General features: G+C 69.0%; 17 protein-coding genes. 11 read left to right on the top strand and 6 right to left on the bottom strand.

Annotated features, from left to right (window positions below):
• The first annotated feature begins 68 nt into the window (after positions 1-68).
• From ACFTWF_RS00610 to ACFTWF_RS00600, 3 genes are read left to right on the top strand one after another with little or no spacing between them, the layout of a single operon-like run.
• Positions 69-1,079 carry an alpha/beta hydrolase gene (locus ACFTWF_RS00610; RefSeq protein WP_378459376.1) on the top strand — a complete coding sequence of 337 codons (1,011 nt, stop codon included), beginning with the start codon at positions 69-71 and terminating at the stop codon, positions 1,077-1,079.
• Positions 1,076-2,461, top strand: coding sequence for a mycothione reductase (mtr, locus tag ACFTWF_RS00605; RefSeq protein ID WP_378459375.1), 1,386 nt, complete (start codon positions 1,076-1,078; stop codon positions 2,459-2,461). Before ACFTWF_RS00610 ends, mtr begins: the two co-directional genes overlap by 4 nt.
• Positions 2,458-2,787: a YnfA family protein gene (locus ACFTWF_RS00600; RefSeq protein WP_378459374.1), complete on the top strand. Its 330-nt coding sequence runs from the start codon at positions 2,458-2,460 to the stop codon at positions 2,785-2,787. The genes mtr and ACFTWF_RS00600 overlap by 4 nt, the downstream gene beginning before the upstream one ends.
• Before the next feature lie 45 nt (positions 2,788-2,832).
• Here the strand turns inward: ACFTWF_RS00600 and ACFTWF_RS00595 are convergent, their stop codons facing one another.
• Complete coding sequence (locus ACFTWF_RS00595) at positions 2,833-3,399, bottom strand: alpha/beta fold hydrolase (protein ID WP_378459373.1); 567 nt, start codon at positions 3,397-3,399, stop codon at positions 2,833-2,835.
• A 103-nt stretch (positions 3,400-3,502) separates the two neighbouring features.
• Between ACFTWF_RS00595 and ACFTWF_RS00590 the strand changes: the two genes are divergently transcribed.
• Genes ACFTWF_RS00590 through ACFTWF_RS00580 form a run of 3 tightly spaced genes read left to right on the top strand, consistent with a single transcriptional unit; the run spans position 3,503 to position 5,477 of the window.
• Entirely contained in the window at positions 3,503-3,865 is a 363-nt protein-coding gene (locus ACFTWF_RS00590; RefSeq protein WP_378459372.1) for a GntR family transcriptional regulator, read from the top strand.
• Positions 3,862-4,782, top strand: coding sequence for an ABC transporter ATP-binding protein (locus tag ACFTWF_RS00585; protein ID WP_378459371.1), 921 nt, complete (start codon positions 3,862-3,864; stop codon positions 4,780-4,782). The genes ACFTWF_RS00590 and ACFTWF_RS00585 overlap by 4 nt, the downstream gene beginning before the upstream one ends.
• Positions 4,779-5,477: an ABC transporter permease gene (locus ACFTWF_RS00580; RefSeq protein ID WP_378459370.1), complete on the top strand. Its 699-nt coding sequence runs from the start codon at positions 4,779-4,781 to the stop codon at positions 5,475-5,477. The genes ACFTWF_RS00585 and ACFTWF_RS00580 overlap by 4 nt, the downstream gene beginning before the upstream one ends.
• Here the strand turns inward: ACFTWF_RS00580 and ACFTWF_RS00575 are convergent.
• From ACFTWF_RS00575 to ACFTWF_RS00560, 4 genes are read right to left on the bottom strand one after another with little or no spacing between them, the layout of a single operon-like run.
• A complete protein-coding gene (locus ACFTWF_RS00575) occupies positions 5,474-7,012 on the bottom strand; it encodes a cobyric acid synthase (protein WP_378459369.1) in 1,539 nt (512 codons plus the stop codon). The two genes, ACFTWF_RS00580 and ACFTWF_RS00575, sit on opposite strands and share 4 nt — an antisense overlap.
• Positions 7,009-7,866, bottom strand: a complete 858-nt coding sequence (gene map / locus ACFTWF_RS00570) for a type I methionyl aminopeptidase (RefSeq protein ID WP_378459368.1) — start codon at positions 7,864-7,866, stop codon at positions 7,009-7,011. The genes ACFTWF_RS00575 and map overlap by 4 nt, the downstream gene beginning before the upstream one ends.
• Before the next feature lie 60 nt (positions 7,867-7,926).
• Complete coding sequence (locus tag ACFTWF_RS00565) at positions 7,927-8,634, bottom strand: GntR family transcriptional regulator (protein WP_378459367.1); 708 nt, start codon at positions 8,632-8,634, stop codon at positions 7,927-7,929.
• A complete protein-coding gene (locus tag ACFTWF_RS00560; protein ID WP_378459366.1) occupies positions 8,631-9,188 on the bottom strand; it encodes an HD family phosphohydrolase in 558 nt (185 codons plus the stop codon). The genes ACFTWF_RS00565 and ACFTWF_RS00560 overlap by 4 nt, the downstream gene beginning before the upstream one ends.
• A gap of 127 nt (positions 9,189-9,315) precedes the next feature.
• On the opposite strand from ACFTWF_RS00560, the gene ACFTWF_RS00555 reads away from it, so the two are divergent.
• The 4 genes from ACFTWF_RS00555 to ACFTWF_RS00540 are packed head-to-tail and all read left to right on the top strand — an operon-like array spanning position 9,316 to position 13,211.
• Positions 9,316-10,353: a 2-aminoethylphosphonate ABC transporter substrate-binding protein gene (locus tag ACFTWF_RS00555; RefSeq protein WP_378459365.1), complete on the top strand. Its 1,038-nt coding sequence runs from the start codon at positions 9,316-9,318 to the stop codon at positions 10,351-10,353.
• Between the two features lie 11 nt (positions 10,354-10,364).
• Entirely contained in the window at positions 10,365-11,549 is a 1,185-nt protein-coding gene (locus ACFTWF_RS00550; protein WP_378459771.1) for an ABC transporter ATP-binding protein, read from the top strand.
• Complete coding sequence (locus ACFTWF_RS00545; protein WP_378459364.1) at positions 11,546-12,451, top strand: 2-aminoethylphosphonate ABC transporter permease subunit; 906 nt, start codon at positions 11,546-11,548, stop codon at positions 12,449-12,451. The genes ACFTWF_RS00550 and ACFTWF_RS00545 overlap by 4 nt, the downstream gene beginning before the upstream one ends.
• Complete coding sequence (locus tag ACFTWF_RS00540) at positions 12,426-13,211, top strand: ABC transporter permease (RefSeq protein WP_378459363.1); 786 nt, start codon at positions 12,426-12,428, stop codon at positions 13,209-13,211. The genes ACFTWF_RS00545 and ACFTWF_RS00540 overlap by 26 nt, the downstream gene beginning before the upstream one ends.
• Positions 13,212-13,273: 62 nt before the next feature.
• Here the strand turns inward: ACFTWF_RS00540 and ACFTWF_RS00535 are convergent, their stop codons facing one another.
• Positions 13,274-14,896, bottom strand: coding sequence for an AMP-binding protein (locus ACFTWF_RS00535; RefSeq protein WP_378459362.1), 1,623 nt, complete (start codon positions 14,894-14,896; stop codon positions 13,274-13,276).
• A gap of 116 nt (positions 14,897-15,012) precedes the next feature.
• Between ACFTWF_RS00535 and ACFTWF_RS00530 the strand changes: the two genes are divergently transcribed.
• Positions 15,013-15,879 carry a response regulator transcription factor gene (locus ACFTWF_RS00530; protein WP_378459361.1) on the top strand — a complete coding sequence of 289 codons (867 nt, stop codon included), beginning with the start codon at positions 15,013-15,015 and terminating at the stop codon, positions 15,877-15,879.
• Positions 15,880-15,930: the final 51 nt, after the last annotated feature.

Genomic DNA, 15,930 nt, shown 5'->3' with positions numbered 1-15,930 from the left:
GAGCGAGAATCACCTGCCCCAATTGTGCGCCTCCCCGCGCCCCCGAAACGCACATTAGATTGTGATCTGTGACTACATGGGCTCCGGACGTCCTCGGCGACGGATATCAACAGTTGACCATCCCTCTCGGGACCGACCCCGACGGCGAGGGCGAGGTGAAGGCCACGCTGATCCGCTACCAGCCCGCGCAGGAGACGAAGAGGACGGGCCGCGCCGTGCTCTACGTCCACGGGTTCACCGACTACTTCTTCCAGAAGCACCTCGCCGAGCACTTCGCCGAACAGGGTTACGCGTTCTTCGCGCTCGACCTCCGCAAGTGCGGCCGCTCACTCGAACCGGGTCAGACGGCGCACTTCGTCTCCGACCTCTCGTTGTACGACTCCGAACTGAACGAGGCGTTGCGCCTGGTCCGCGAACAGACCGGGGACGGCGAGGTGCTGCTGGTGGCGCACTCGACCGGCGGTCTGGTGCTGCCGCTGTGGCTGCATCGGCTGCAACGCACGTCCGGCGGCGGCGCCGCACTCGGCATCAGCGGGGTCATCCTCAACAGCCCGTGGTTCGATCTGCAGGGTCCGTCGTACCTGCGGAACGTCGGGACCGTGGCCGTCGACGCGGTGGGTCGCGTCAAGCGCAAGTCGATCATCCCGAAGACGGGCCTCGACACGTACGGCGTCAGCCTGCACGTCGAGGGCAACGGCATCTGGAACTACAACCTGGACTGGAAACCGCTCAGCGGCTTCCCCGTCACGTTCGGGTGGCTGCGCGCGGTGCGCCGCGGGCACGCGCAGCTGCACCGGGGACTCGACATCGGCGTCCCCGCCCTGATCCTCCGGTCCAAGGCGTCGTATTTCGCGCCGCGATACGACCCCCGGGTCGACACGGCCGACGCCGTCCTCGACGTCCGGCAGATCGCACGCTGGGCGGGATGCCTCGGCGACCGCACCACGATCGTGCCCATCCCGGGCGCCCGGCACGACGTGTTCCTGTCGTCCGACGAGCCCCGGGCCCAGGCATTCGCCGAGGTGGACCTGTGGCTCGACTGGCTGCACGGCCACCACGCTGCCGAGGCCGAGCGGTGACGCATTTCGATCTCGCCATCGTCGGTTCGGGGTCCGGCAACTCGCTGCCCGACGACCGTTTCGCGGACAAGACGATCGCGATCCTGGAGGAGGGCACGTACGGCGGAACGTGCCTGAACGTGGGCTGCATCCCGACGAAGATGTTCGTCTACGCCGCCGAGGTGGCGCGCACGGTCACGGGTTCCGCGAAGTACGGCATCGACGCGCAACTCGAGGGTGTGCGCTGGCCCGACATCGTGAAGCGGGTGTTCGGCCGCATCGATCCGATCTCGGCGGGTGGGGAACGCTACCGCGCGGAGGACAGCCCGAACACCACACTGTTCCGGGGACACGCGACGTTCGTGGGACCGCGGACCCTCGACACCGGGACCGGGGAGATGATCACGGCCGATCAGGTGGTGATCGCCGCCGGGTCCCGACCGATCATTCCCGACGTCGTGCGCGAATCGGGTGTGCGGTTCTACACCAACGAAGACATCATGCGGCTGCCGGAGTTGCCCGAGCGCATGGTGATCATCGGCGCGGGATTCATCGCCGCCGAGTTCGCGCACGTGTTCTCCGCGCTGGGCACCCGGGTGTCGCTGATCGCGCGGGGTTCCCACCTGCTCCGGCACCTCGACGAGGACATCTCCCACCGATTCACGGATCTGGCCGAGCAGAAATGGGACGTGCATCGCGGCCACTCCGTCGCGGCCGTCCGCCCGGACGGCGACGGCGTTGCGGTCGAACTCGCGGACGGTTCCGTCGTCTCCGGTGACGTGCTCCTGGTGGCGACGGGGCGGCAGCCGAACGGGGACACCCTGTCGGTCGCCGCGGCCGGTGTCGAACTCGACGACGAGGGACGCGTCGTGGTGGACGAGTTCCAACGAACAACTGCCGAAGGCGTTTTCGCACTCGGCGACGTGTCGTCGCCGTATCAGCTCAAGCACGTCGCCAATCACGAGGCGCGCGTCGTCCAGCACAATCTGCTGCAGGACGCCTGGAAGGACACCTCGGGGCTGCGCTCGACCGACCACCGGTTCGTGCCGGCGGCCGTGTTCACCGACCCGCAGATCGCGCACGTCGGGCTGACCGAGGCGGAGGCCCGGGAGGCCGGCTGGGACCTCACCGTGAAGGTGCAGGCCTACGGCGACGTCGCCTACGGGTGGGCCATGGAGGACAACGAGGGTCTCTGCAAAGTCGTCGCCGAGCGGGGCACCGGGCGACTGCTGGGTGCACACGTGATCGGCGCCCAGGCGCCCACGGTGATCCAGCCGCTGATCCAGGCGATGAGCTTCGGGGTGACGGCGCAGCGGATGGCGCGGGGGCAGTACTGGATCCACCCGGCGCTGCCCGAGGTGGTCGAGAACGCCCTCCTCGGTCTCGATCTTCCGTCCGAGTGACGCTCGCCAAGTCCGTCGCGCTGTTCGCCGTCGCGGCGCTGTTCGAGATCGGCGGCGCGTGGCTGGTGTGGCAGGGCGTCCGCGAGCACCGGGGCTGGATCTGGATCGGCGCCGGTGTCGCGGCGCTCGGTGCGTACGGGTTCGTCGCGACGATGCAGCCCGATGCCAACTTCGGCCGCATCCTCGCCGCTTACGGCGGGGTGTTCGTGGCGGGCTCGCTGATCTGGGGCATGGTGGCCGACGGGTTCCGCCCGGACCGCTGGGACGTGTCGGGCGCCCTGATCTGCCTGCTGGGTATGGCCGTCATCATGTACGCCCCACGCTGAGCACCGTCGTGCCCGGCGTGGGGCGTCATCCCCGACGGGAAGCGGTTACCAGGGGCTGGTGCGGAGCACGATCTCGGTGGCCAGTTCGGCGGCCGCCGTGGCCGGGACGTTCGTGACGCCGTCGAGTTGCACGACCCGGAAGTCGGAGTAGACGAAGCGTCCGCTCGCGTCCGCCTCGGCCCGCCGGTCGGCGCTCGAGACCATGACGGTCGTGGGGAGTTCGACCGGCGGACAATCGGATCCGCGCACGGCCCCCTGCGCGTCGGGTGCCGCCGGATGGCCGCGGTCGGCCACTACCAGGCTGGCGAATCGTCCGAACTGTCGGGCCGCCAGCGACCAGGCCAGCTCCGCCCCCTCCCGGCTGCCTACGAGGTTCACCCACCCCACCTTCAGTTCGTCGAGCAGAGCCATGATCGTCGATTCGTCGAGCCCGGCGATGTCCTCGGGCACGATCGTGCGCAGATCCGAATTGTGGAGGCGCTCGCACACGCCGTCGTAGACATCCGGTCCGTCGCCGGCCCCCGGGAGCAGGAGGACGGTGTGTTTGCTCGCCGGCCCGTCGATGCGGACCGTGCAGTCTCCATCTCCCACCGCCACGTGCGTCAGTTCCATGGGCTAAAAACTACGCGATCGGGGACGTCTTGCGCTCGCACCTCCCTGGTCCTATGGTTCATTACATGAGTAATGAACCGATCAACCGACGAGGCGGGTGTCGATGATCGACAACGGCAAACCGCTGTTCCAGCAGATCGCGGAGCTCATCGAGAATTCGATCATCGACGGAACCCTTCCCGAGGAAGGCCAGGTGCCGTCCACCAACGAGCTCGCCGCCTTTCACCGGATCAACCCGGCGACCGCGGCCAAGGGGCTGAATCAGCTCGTCGCCGACGGGATCCTCTACAAGAAGCGGGGTATCGGGATGTTCGTCACCTCGGGTGCCCGGAATGCGCTGCGCTTCCGGCGCCGCGAGCGGTTCGCCCGTCAGTTCATCGATCCGCTCGTCACCGAGGCGGACAAACTCGGCGTCAGCATCGCCGAACTCAAGACCATGCTCGACCAACGGGAGGGAGCACGATGATCGGCACAGTGTTCGACACGGAGACGGTCGCCTCGGCGCGGGGCCTCGGCAAGCGATTCGGCGACTTCGTCGCACTCGACGGGATCGACGTCTCCCTGCAGGAGAACAAGATCTACGGCCTCCTCGGCCGTAACGGCGCCGGCAAGACCACCCTCATGCAGATCCTCACCGGGCAGGAGTTCCAGACTTCGGGGGCAGTCGAGATCTTCGGCCGGGCTCCGCACGAGAACTCCCGGGCGCTCACCGACATCTGCTTCGTCAAGGAGAGCCAGAAATACCCGGACGACTTCAAGGTTCGGCACGTCCTCGCGGCCGCACGGCACCTGCTCCCCCACTGGGACGAGGAATTCGCGCAGACACTGCTGGAGGATTTCGATCTTCCGCCCTGCCGCAAGGTGAAGAAACTCTCGCGGGGCATGACGTCCGCGCTCGGCGTGACGGTCGGGCTGGCCTCCCGCGCGCCGCTCACGTTGTTCGACGAGCCGTATCTCGGACTCGACGCGGTGGCACGGCACCTGTTCTACGACCGGCTTCTCGCCGACTACGCCGAACACCCCCGCACGGTCGTCCTCTCCACGCACCTCATCGACGAGGTCGGTGACCTGATCGAACACGTGATCCTCATCGACAAGGGGCGGATCGTCCTCGACGAGGACGCCGACACGCTCCGCCAGGGCGCCCTCGTCGTCTCCGGCCTGACGTCGCTGGTCGAGGATTTCACGTCGAACAAGACTGTCCTGCATCGTGAATCGCTGGGCAACCAGGCACGGGCGACCGTGCAGACCGCCCTGTCGGATGTCGAACGCAGCCGGGCCGTGGGCGACGGCCTGCACTTCGAACCACTCAGCCTTCAGCAACTCGTGGTCCGCAGCACCACGGCCACCCGCCCCACGGCAAGCACGGAGGATGCACGATGACGAACCGGATCCTGACCGTCTCTCGCATTCACACCGTCGCCTGGCCCCTGCTCGTCGCCTGGCCGCTGGGTGTGCTGCTCGCCTCGTTCACGATCGGAGCCGCCATCTTCGCGCTGGTCGGCGACACCGGCAGCGACATCAACTTCACCGGCGGCGTCTTCTCCCTGTTCGGATTCGCCCTGGTGTTCTATCTGCAGGCCATGACTCAGACGTTCCCGTTCGCACTGGGGATGAGTGTCACCCGGCGCGACTACTTCGCGGCCACGCTGATCGTCGCCGCCGTCCAGGTCGCCGTGTTCGGGGTGATGCTCTACGGACTGTCGCTGATCGAGGAGGCCACCGGCGGCTGGGGTGTCGGGATGCGGATGTTCGCGATACCGAACTATTTCACGTCCGCCCCGGCGATCCAGCTGGCAACCTATTTCGCCTTCCTGTCACTGACCGCGGCGACGGGAATGTTCCTCGGCGCCCTGCATCACCGGTGGCGGGTGGTGGGCCTCTTCACGCTCGGTGTCGGGACTCTGCTCGCCGCGGGCGCCTGCGCGTTCGTGATCACCTGGCAGAAGTGGTGGCCGGACATCGGCCACTGGTTCACCGACGTGCCCCGTTCCGTCCCGATGGTGTGGCTGCCCGCACTGGTCGCCGCGGCGGGGATCGCCGCGGCATGGGCTGTCGTCCGCCGCGCGACGGCCTAGCGCACCAGGCCCGACACAATGGCCGGAAGACCCTTCGGAGCGCCCCGGCCGAGGATGTCCTCGACGGCGCGGAGATCGAGATTCTGCTCCACCAGGTCCGCCAGCAGATCGAGTTGGGCGGTCCGGATCGCGGCGACATCCGTGTCCGGGGCGGTCACGAATCCGGTCCGCCCCGCGTGTTCGGCTACGTCGTCCAGCAGGATCCGGCGGAAGCGGTCGGTCTCTAGGAGGCCGTGCCAATGCGTTCCGTAGACGGCGCCGCGGATGCTTCCCTCCGCGGCGCCGCTGCGCGCGTGGAGCAGCGGCGCATCGCCGTTGCGCCGGACGCGGCCGTGATGGATCTCGTACCCGGACACCGGGACTCCGTGGGCGTCGCCGCGGACCTGGGCGAGCACCTTGTCCGGGGCGAACTCCACCTCGAGATCGAGCAGCCCGAGCCCGGCCACCGCACCACGGCCGGATTCGACGTCGTCGACGATGACGGACCCGAGCATCTGGTAGCCCCCGCACACACCGAGCACCGGGCGGCCGCGCTTCGCGTGTGCTGCGATCGCGTCCGCGATGCCGTTGCGGCGCAACCATTCCAGATCCGACACGGTCGACTTGCTGCCGGGCAGGACGATCAGATCGGTGTCCTCCAGCCGCGAGGGATCGGTGACCCACCGCACCGACACCCCGGGTTCGCACGCGAGCGCCTCGACGTCCGTCGAATTGGAGATGCGGGGCAGGCGGATCGCGGCCACCCGCAACCAGTCGTCCCCGATCGGCGGCGCCGGACGTCCGACCGGAGCGTCGCCCACCACGCCGAGCGAATCCTCGGCGTCGAGCCACAGGTCCTCGGCGAAGGGAACCACCCCGAGCGTCGGGCGTCCCGTCAGGGCCGTCAGTTGGTCGAGTCCCGGGGCCAGCAATGACACGTCGCCGCGGAACTTGTTGATCACGAATCCCGCGATCAGCGCCTGATCCTCCGGTTCGAGAACGGCAACGGTGCCGAACAGGTGGGCGAGCACCCCGCCGCGGTCGATGTCGCCGACGACGACCACCGGGAGGTCGGCGGCGCGGGCCAGTCCCATGTTCGCCAGGTCCGTGGCACGCAGATTGATCTCCGCGGGTGAGCCGGCCCCCTCACAGATCACCACGTCGTAGTCGGCGCGCAGCGACTGCAGTTCCTCGGCGACCACCGCCCGCAGGTGCTCCCGGTGCTCGATGTAGTCGCGGGCTCCGACGGACGTGACCGCGCGGCCGCGCACCACCAGTTGCGACGTGCGGTCGCTGCCCGGCTTCAGCAGCACGGGGTTGAAGCGGACGCTCGGCGCGAGTCCGCAGGCCTCCGCCTGCAGAGCCTGCGCCCGGCCGATCTCGCCGCCGTCGAGCGTGACGACGGAGTTGTTCGACATGTTCTGCGCCTTGAACGGCGCCACCCGGACACCCCGCCGCGCCAGCATCCGGCACAGTCCCGCCACGAGCACACTCTTGCCGGCGTCGGACGTGGTGCCGGCGACGAGCAGCGCGCCCTTCCACCGGCTCTCGCTCAAGGCAGGGTGAGAATCTCGTTGCCGGTGTCGGTGACCACGATGGTGTGCTCGAACTGAGCCGTCCACTTGCGGTCCTTCGTGACCACGGTCCACTCGTCGTCCCAGATCTCCCAGCCGATGTCGCCGAGGTTGATCATCGGTTCGATCGTGAACACCATGCCCGGTTCGATGACCGTGTCCACGGACGGCTCGTCGTAGTGCAGGATGACGAGACCGTTGTGGAATGTGGTGCCGATACCGTGACCGGTGAAGTCGCGGACCACGCCGTAGCCGAAACGGTGCGCATACGACTCGATCACGCGGCCGATGACGTTGAGCGCGCGACCCGGTTTGACGGCCTTGATGGCGCGCATCGTCGCCTCGTGGGTCCGCTCCACCAGCAACCGGTTCTCCTCGGCGACGTCCCCGGCGAGGAACGTCGCGTTGGTGTCGCCGTGCACGCCGTCGATGTACGCGGTGACGTCGATGTTGACGATGTCCCCGTCCTGGATCACGGTCGAGTCGGGGATGCCGTGGCAGATCACCTCGTTGAGCGAGGTGCAGCACGACTTGGGGAAGCCCTTGTAGCCGAGCGTCGACGGATAGGCGCCGTGATCGATCATGTACTCGTGGGCGATGCGGTCGAGTTCGTCGGTGGTGACGCCGGGCGCCACCGCCTTACCGGCCTCCTGCAACGCCTGCGCGGCGATCTTGCTCGCCACCCGCATGGCCTCGATGGTCTCGGGGGTCTGGACCCACGGCTCGTTGCCTTCCTTCGCCGTGGGCTTCCACGCGTACTCGGGACGCTCGATCCCTGCCGGTACGGCGAGGACGGGAGACACGGTTCCGGGGCTCAGTGCTGTGCGGACAGACATGGGTACCAGGTTAGACCCGCGCACGGTCCGGCCGTGTCAGGACCCGTCGTGCGGGTGGTGTCACTCCCGGAGCGTGGCAAGGAAGGCGATCCGGTCGCCGCGGTAGAGGGAACGCACCCGCTCGATCGGGAGGCCGCCGGTGTCGAGCGAGACGCGGTGCAGCAGCAGCATCGGCATCGCGGTGGTCGAGTCGAGCAGGGCGGCCTCCCGTGGCGAGGCGAGCACGGTCTCGATCCGCTCGGTCGCCGACGCGAACACCACCCCCTTCTCGCGGATCGCCGCGTACAGCGACGTGCCCGGGTCGAAATGCCGCGCCATCTCGCCGAACCGGTCGGCGGACAGATGGGTGCTCTCGAGGCCGATCTTCTCGTCGTCGGCGAGCAGGACGCGTTCGAGGTGGATCACCGGCGCCCCGACCGCGACATCGAGCGCCTCGGCGAGATCCGCGTCCGCGCCGAGTTCCTCGAACGTCACCAGTTCACGACCGGGCACCCGCCCCTGACTGACCGCGCCCTCGGTGTAGGACCTCAGCGAGAGCGGCTGGACCAGTTTGGGGCTGGCGACGACGGTGCCGCGGCCGCGACGCTCGACGCGTCCCTCGACCAGCAATTCGTGGATCGCCTGCCGCACCGTCTCCCGCGACACCGTGCACCGCACGGCCAGTTCCCGCTCCGCCGGAACCGGATCCCCCACCTCGAGTTCGGCGAGGATCGCCTCGAGTTCGGTGCGGACCCGGTAGTACTTGGGGACGTTCGGCGTCTCCGTCATCGCGTCGGTGTCACCGCGACCCGAACTCGGCGCGCGACGGCGATCACGTCGTCGACGGTGGGAGCCTGCGCCCCGGAGATTTTCGCGGCGTCGTCGTAGCGGCGGAGCCGGACGGCGTCGGGCCAGTACGGGTGGCCGGTGAATCCGGCGTCCGCGGCCGCGCCGCCCTGAACTTCCAACATCGACACCGACTGCGCGGAGAGGGTTGCCGCATAACCGGATTCGGTGGCGGCGAGATACCGCTTCGCGGCGACGTGTGCCCCGGCGAGCCATCCGACGCGCGCCCCGAAGCGCGGGGTGAGCCAGTCGCGGGCCTCGCGGTCGTGCGCGCAGTCGGCCGGCAGCCCGAGTGCGGGACTGCGGGCGATGTCGTGCAGCGCGGCGGCGAGGACCAGTTCGTCGTCGGCGCCGTCGTCCATCGCCCGCCCCGCGGACTGGAGGGCGTGGTCGAGTTCGTCGATCGCCTCCCCGTCCCAGATGTCCCGCAGCGACCACAGCGCGGCGGCAGTGTCGTGCAGCACGGACTCTCCGGACGCGATGCTGTCGTCGTTCATGCGGCAGAGCGTACCCGAAAAATGGTCTATACCAATTGTTCACCCGCCGTTCTCCTCACGGTGGCCCGTTGGTCTAGACCAAACGTCATGATTCTTCGCACTGCCCCCTCATCGTCAGGAGAACGCCATGCGTCTTCGCCCCCGGATCGCCGCGGCAGCCCTCGCCGCGGCCGTCCTCACCCTCGGAACCGCGTGCGGCGGAACCGGCACGGCCGCCGACTCGGGCACCGACACCGTCACCGTGTACAGCGCCGACGGGCTCTCCGGCTGGTACCAGTCACGGTTCGACGCGTTCACCGCCCAGACCGGGATCGCCGTGAACCTCGTGGAGGCAGGATCCGGCGAGGTCGTCTCACGCCTCGAGAAGGAACAGTCCAACCCCCAGGCCGACATCGTCGTGACGCTGCCGCCGTTCATCCAGAAGGCAGACGCCCAGGGACTGCTCGTGCCGAGCGGGGTCGACACCTCCGCCGTCCCCACGGACGAGAAGGACGCGGCGGGCCACTACGTTCCCGTCGTCGAAAACTATCTGTCGTTCATCGCGAACCCCGCCGCGTCGCCCGCCCCCACCACCTGGGACGCCCTGCTGTCCGACCAGCTCAAGGGCAAACTCCAGTACTCCACCCCCGGCCAGGCCGGCGACGGCACCGCGGTCCTGCTGCTTCTCCAGCACCTGATGGGCAAGGACGGCGCACTCGACTACCTCGCGAAGTTGCAGGCCAACAACGTCGGACCGTCGTCGTCGACCGGCAAGCTGCAGCCCAAGGTCAGCAACGGCGAACTGCTCGTGGCCAACGGCGACGTCCAGATGAATCTCACGTCGATCGCCGAGGACGGCTCGAAGTTCGACCTGTTCTTCCCCGCGACCGCCGACGGCACCCGCACCACCGTTGCCCTGCCCTACGTGATGGGTCTCGCGAAGGGCGCCCCGCGCAGCGAGCAGGGCACGAAACTGATGGAATTCCTGCTGTCCGAGGAATCCCAGAAGACGATCGCGGACGAGGCACTGGGCGTGTCGGTCCGTGACGACGTGCGCGCCGCTGCGGGCGAGAGCGCACCGGCACGCGCACTGCAGGGCGTCGAGGTGTGGTCGCCGAACTGGAACAACGTTCTCGCCGAACTCGATTCGGATGTCGCCGCATACCAGAAGGTCACCGGGAGCTGATCGTGTCGGGAATTCGATCCAGCCGGCCGCACCCGTCGCACTCCCCCGCAGACAAAGTATCTGGACGTCCGGGCGTCCTCGGGGCCACCGCACACTCCGCACCCGCCATCACCTTCGACCGCGTCACCGTCGGCTACGGCCGCGGCAAGAACGTCACCCACGCCCTGATCGACTTCAACCTCCGCGTGGGCCGCGGTGAGACGGTGGCCCTGCTCGGCCCGAGCGGGTCCGGCAAGTCCACCGCACTCAAGGCGCTCGCCGGATTCGTCCGTCCCACTTCGGGTTCCGTGCGTCTCGGAACCCGCGACGTCACCGACCTTCCGCCCGCGAAACGTGGAATCGGCGTCGTCGTGCAGTCGTACGCACTCTTCCCGCACATGCGGGTCGCCGACAACGTCGCGTTCGGGCTCCGCTCCCAGCGGGTGCCACGCGCGGAGATCGGTGCCCGCGTGGCCGAGGCGCTCGACATGGTCGGCATGGCCGCGTACGGCACCCGCCTGCCGCGCGAACTGTCCGGCGGGCAGCAGCAGCGCATCGCGATCGCGCGGGCCCTGGCGATCCGGCCCGCGGTCCTGCTGCTCGACGAACCGCTCGCCGCACTCGACGCGCAGCTACGCGAGAGCATGCTCGGGGAGCTCGCCGCATTACGGGCGGCGCTGCCCGACACCGCCATGCTCTACGTCACCCACGATCAGAGCGAGGCGCTCGCGCTGGCCGACCGCATCGCCGTCATGCGGAACTCCCGGCTCGCCGACGTCGACACCGCCGAGAACCTCTGGAAGCGGCCGCCGAGCAGCTTCACCGCGCAGTTCCTCGGCGGAGCGAACCTGCTGCCGTGCACCGTCACCAGGGTGATCGGGACGTCGGCACTCGTGTCGGTCGGCGGCGTTCCCGTCACCGCCACCGCCCCACAACCCGACATCGGGCACGTCGAGTGGGAGTCGGACCTCGGTGCCTTCCTCTGCGTTCGCCCGCACGAGGTCGCCCTCACGGCGGCCGGCGCGCGGGGTTCGTTCCCTGCCCGGATCGTGTCCACGGTGTGGCGCGGATCGACCACCCGGATCACCCTCGACGTCGACGACGTCGACGGAGTGCAGGTGGCCGCCGACGTACCCGGTCACGATCAGCGCACACCCGGCACCGTCGTCGGCGTGCAGTTCCCGTCCGACGGCAGCGTCCTGGTGCCCGCGACATGACCGTGACACTCGAGCGTCCACCCGCCGGAACGGCGGCGCCCCGCCCCGAGCCGTTCCGGTGGCGGGGCATCGCGTGGACGCTTCCTCCGTTGCTGCTCGTCCTCGGATTCGCCGTCTATCCGATGGCGCGGGTTCTCACCGAATCGCTGGACTCCGAGACCGGTTCCGGCCTGGACAACTGGTCCGGCGTGCTCGGCTCCGCGCTGTTCCGCACAGCCTTGTGGCGGACGGTGCAGATCGCCGCGCTCTCCACCCTCGGCTGCCTCGTCCTCGGCACGTTCGTGGCGCTGGTGCTGGCGTTCGTGCCGTTTCCGGGATCGAAGGTCGTGGGACGGCTGATCGACGCGGTGCTGTCATTGCCGTCGTTCCTGATCACCCTCGCGTTCACCTTCCTCTACGGCACGGCCGGGGCGGTCAACGCACTGATCGCCGGGATCACGGGAGACCGGACCGGGCCGCTGAACTTCCTCAGCACCCCGCTCGGGGTGATCGCCGCGGAAATCACGTTCTTCACCCCGTTCGTCGTCCGTCCGCTGCTCGCCGCGTTCACCCAGATTCCGCGCGAGCAACTCGACGTCGCCGCCAGTCTCGGGGCGTCGCCGCTGCGGGCCCTGCGGAGTGTGGTGATTCCCGAGGCGTGGCCCGCACTCTTGGCGGGCGGTTCACTCGTGCTGCTGCTGACCCTCAACGAGTTCGGCATCGTCCTGTTCACGGGCGCCAAGGACGTGGTGACGCTGCCCGTCCTGATCTACACGCGCGGCATCGTCACGTTCGACCTGCCGGGCGCGGCCGTGATCGCCACCGTCCAGGTGGCGCTGTCGCTGTCGCTGTACTGCACGTACCGATTCGTGTTCGCCGAGCTGACGGGAGGCAGCCGTGCTGCTGTGGACGAGACGATCTAGAGCGCTGGCCCTGAGCCTGTTCGCCCTCGTGGTAGCCGTCGTGTTCGTGGCACCGATCGCCACCGTGGTGGCGGCCGGACTGGCCGGTTCCTGGACCGGCCCGCTGCCCTCGGACCTCGGGGGCCGGAACTTCGCGGCGGCACTGTCCGACGAGAATCTCGCCAGTCTCACCGTCAGCCTGCAGACCGCTTTCATCGCGGGGGCACTGGCGCTGGTCGTCGGGACGTGGGCGGCACTGGCGGCGCGGGAGGCGCCGGCGTGGTTGCGGCGGGTCACCGACGCGGTGTTCCACCTGCCGATCGCCGTCCCGTCGGTGGCCATCGGTCTGGGGCTGCTGATCACGTTCAACGAGCGCCCGTTCCTGCTCGGCGGAACCAAGTGGATCGTGATCCTGGCGCACACCGTTCTCGTGCTCGCCTTCGCGTTCAGCGCCGTCTCCGCGGCGCTGGACCGCCTCGATCCCGCCTACCGTCAGGCCGCCGAATCGCTCGGCGCGGGGCCTGCCCGGGTCTTGTTCCGGATCACGCTGCCGCTGCTCCTCCCGGCGCTCGGGGCGGCCGCCGGTCTGTCGATCGCGCTGTCGATGGGCGAACTGGGCGCCACCGTGATGGTCTATCCGGCCACCTGGAAGACGTTGCCGGTGAGCATCTTCGGACTCACCGACCGCGGGCAGGTGTTCCTCGCCGCCGCCGACACCACCCTGCTGCTGACGGTCACGCTCCTCGCTCTGCTGGTCGTCGGCCGCCTCCGGAGGCGCTGACGCACCCGTGCGCCTTTCTGGTCGTTCCCGCAACCAGAAGGGCGCACGGGCGGCGGAGCCGCCTATCGCTGGCGGAGCAGGTACCGCTGCACCTTGCCGCTGGGGGTCTTCGGCAGGCTCGGGACGAAGTGCACGGTCCGCGGATAGGCGTGCGCGGCGAACTTCTTCTTCACCAGGGTCTGCAGTTCGGCCTCGAGTTCGCCCGTCCCGTCCACGCCGTCACGCAGGACGACGAAGGCCTCGAGGACCTCACCGCGCAGTTCGTCGGGCATCCCCACGACTGCGGCCTCGACGACGTGGTCGTGCATGACGAGCACACTCTCCACGTCGAAGGGTCCGATCCGGTAGCCGGCCATGATGATGACGTCGTCGTCACGGGCGGAGAAGAAGTAGAAGCCGTCCTCGTCGGTCTGACCGGCGTCGCCGGTGAGGTACCACCGACCGTCGGCGGTGAACCGCTGCGCGGTCTTCTCGGGGGCGTCGACGTAGCCGGTGAACCACATCAGCGGACTGTTGTGGGTGTCGATGGCGACCCGGCCCGGGGTCCGCGGCGGGGCGACGGCGTCGGACTCGTCCTCCAGCACGGCGCACGCCCAGCCCGGCAGCGGCTTGCCCATGGACCCTTCGCGGACCTCCTCCTGCAGGCCGTCGGCCCACGCGTTGGAGATGAACATGCCGTGCTCGGTCTGGCCGTAGTGGTCCCGGACGAGGACGTTCAGGTTGGCCGTCGACCACGAGATCACGTCGGGGGTGAGCGGTTCGCCCGCCGACGACGCGCGGCGCAGCTTCACCGTGTCGGGGATCGGCGTGGGGTCGGCACGCAGGCTGCGGTAGACGGTGGGTGCGGCGGCGAAGTTGGTGACGCCGAACCGCTCCATCACCTGCCATGTGAGGGGCGCCGAGAATCCGGCGTGCAGGAGGATGCTGCGGGTGCCGGCGGCCATCGGTCCGAGCAGCGCGTAGTAGAGCCCGTACGCCCATCCGGGGTCGGCGGCGTTCCAGAAGACGTCGTCCTTGCGGACGTCCAGCCCGAACTCCAGGTAGGCGTGGAACGACGCGAGGGCGCGCAGCCGCACCGGCACACCCTTCGGGGTCCCCGTCGTGCCGCTGGTGAACAACTGGACGAGGGGTCCGTCGCCGCCCACCGTGACGGCTGCACCCGTCGGGTCCGTGGCGTCGTGCGACGCCACGAGCGTCGCGAAGTCGAGTGCCTCGGAGCCGGCGCCGCCCACGACCACGACCTGCCAGGGCGCATCCGCGGGAATGTCGTCCCCGGGGGCGAGCTTGTCGAGCTGGTTGGCGTCGGAGACGACCACCTTCGCTCCGCTCGCGCCCAGCCGGAACGCGATCGCGGGCGGTGCGAACGCGGTGAACAGGGGCACGTGGACGGCGCCCCGCCGCCAGATGCCGAGCAGCGCGACGACGAGTTCGGCCGACTTGCCCATCAGTGTCGCGACGTGGTCACCGGGCTCGACGCCGAGGTCCGCGAGTGCGGCCGCGAATCGCGTCGACTGTTCGCGCAGGTATCCGTACGTGAGCTCGGTCGACGACAGGTCCGCTTCGACGACGGTGAATGCCACGTCGTCTGCGGGGTGGCGATCACACAGCAGTTCCGCGGCGGACGCAGTCGGGGTGTCGTACTGGCCGAGTAGCTCACGAACGCGTGCGGCGGGATCGGTGGTCATGCGGTACTCCTCGTGTTCTCATGGCCAGGTAAAGAGGTCGGGCCGTCGCCCGAACTCACTACGGTTATGATCTAGCTCACAGACCGCCGTGACTACCCCCGGAAAGGGGTGACGACTTGGTTGCTCGTGCACCGTCGCTGCTGCGCCCTCGGGACGGGGACGCATTGCGTGGTGAGCTGCGCACCATCGCAGCTCACGGCGTCGCGCCGGTTCTCTTCGGTGGTGAGGTCCAGAACGACACCCTGCACCTCAGCGAGTTCGTCGGCACCCGCACCAACAATCTCAAGGGCCTGGCCATCCCCTCGCTCTCCGGACTCGGCGGCCGGGTGGTCGCCCAGCGCGCACCTGCCTCGGTGCACGACTACGGCAACTCCTCGACCATCACGCACCACTACGATCGACCCGTCCTCAGTGAAGGACTGCGGTCGATCCTCGCGGTGCCCGTCATGGTGCGGGGCACGTCGCGCGCCGTGCTGTACGCCGCCATCCGCGACTGCGCCCCGATCGGCGATCGCACCGCCGACATCGTCGTCGCGGCCTCGCGGCGGCTCGGCACCGAAATCGCCATCCGCGACGAGGTCGATCGCCGCCTCGAGATGATGCAGACGCTCGATGTGAACGCCGCCGGGGGCGCCACGTCCGAGGAACTCCGCGACATTCACGCGGAGTTGCGCAGCGTCGCGCAGACCGTCACCGATTCCTCGTTGCAGGCCCGCCTCCGCGGGTTGTCGCAACGGCTGGCCGGGATTCTGCGGCCCACCGCCGACGGCTCGGACGACGAGCCCGCCGTCCACCTCACTCCGCGCGAAGTCGACGTCCTGTCGCACGTCGCACTGGGTTGCACCAACAGCGAAGCAGCGCAACGACTTTCGGTGGGGCCCGAGACGGTGAAGAGTTATCTGCGCAGTGCCATGAGCAAGCTCGACGCACGGTCGCGGCACGAGGCGGTGGTCACCGCGCGCAGGCTCGGGCTGCTCCCCTAGCGGACACCGTCCTCTCGAACGAGGGACGCAGGCGGTAGCGAAAGGCGGTGG

Origin of the sequence: Rhodococcus sp. NPDC056960, from assembly GCF_042674125.1 — a bacterium.
Classification (GTDB): domain Bacteria; phylum Actinomycetota; class Actinomycetes; order Mycobacteriales; family Mycobacteriaceae; genus Rhodococcus_F.
This window is presented reverse-complemented; position numbering and strand designations above follow the sequence as displayed.

Excerpts from the sequence above, each read along its gene's own strand:
- ACFTWF_RS00595 (WP_378459373.1), bottom strand. The coding sequence starts at position 3,399 with ATGGAACTGACGCACGTGGCGGTGGGAGATGGAGACTGCACGGTCCGC.
- ACFTWF_RS00590 (WP_378459372.1), top strand. The coding sequence starts at position 3,503 with ATGATCGACAACGGCAAACCGCTGTTCCAGCAGATCGCGGAGCTCATC.
- ACFTWF_RS00585 (WP_378459371.1), top strand. The coding sequence starts at position 3,862 with ATGATCGGCACAGTGTTCGACACGGAGACGGTCGCCTCGGCGCGGGGC.
- ACFTWF_RS00580 (WP_378459370.1), top strand. The coding sequence starts at position 4,779 with ATGACGAACCGGATCCTGACCGTCTCTCGCATTCACACCGTCGCCTGG.
- map (WP_378459368.1), bottom strand. The coding sequence starts at position 7,866 with ATGTCTGTCCGCACAGCACTGAGCCCCGGAACCGTGTCTCCCGTCCTC.
- ACFTWF_RS00565 (WP_378459367.1), bottom strand. The coding sequence starts at position 8,634 with ATGACGGAGACGCCGAACGTCCCCAAGTACTACCGGGTCCGCACCGAA.
- ACFTWF_RS00560 (WP_378459366.1), bottom strand. The coding sequence starts at position 9,188 with ATGAACGACGACAGCATCGCGTCCGGAGAGTCCGTGCTGCACGACACT.
- ACFTWF_RS00555 (WP_378459365.1), top strand. The coding sequence starts at position 9,316 with ATGCGTCTTCGCCCCCGGATCGCCGCGGCAGCCCTCGCCGCGGCCGTC.
- ACFTWF_RS00545 (WP_378459364.1), top strand. The coding sequence starts at position 11,546 with ATGACCGTGACACTCGAGCGTCCACCCGCCGGAACGGCGGCGCCCCGC.
- ACFTWF_RS00535 (WP_378459362.1), bottom strand. The coding sequence starts at position 14,896 with ATGACCACCGATCCCGCCGCACGCGTTCGTGAGCTACTCGGCCAGTAC.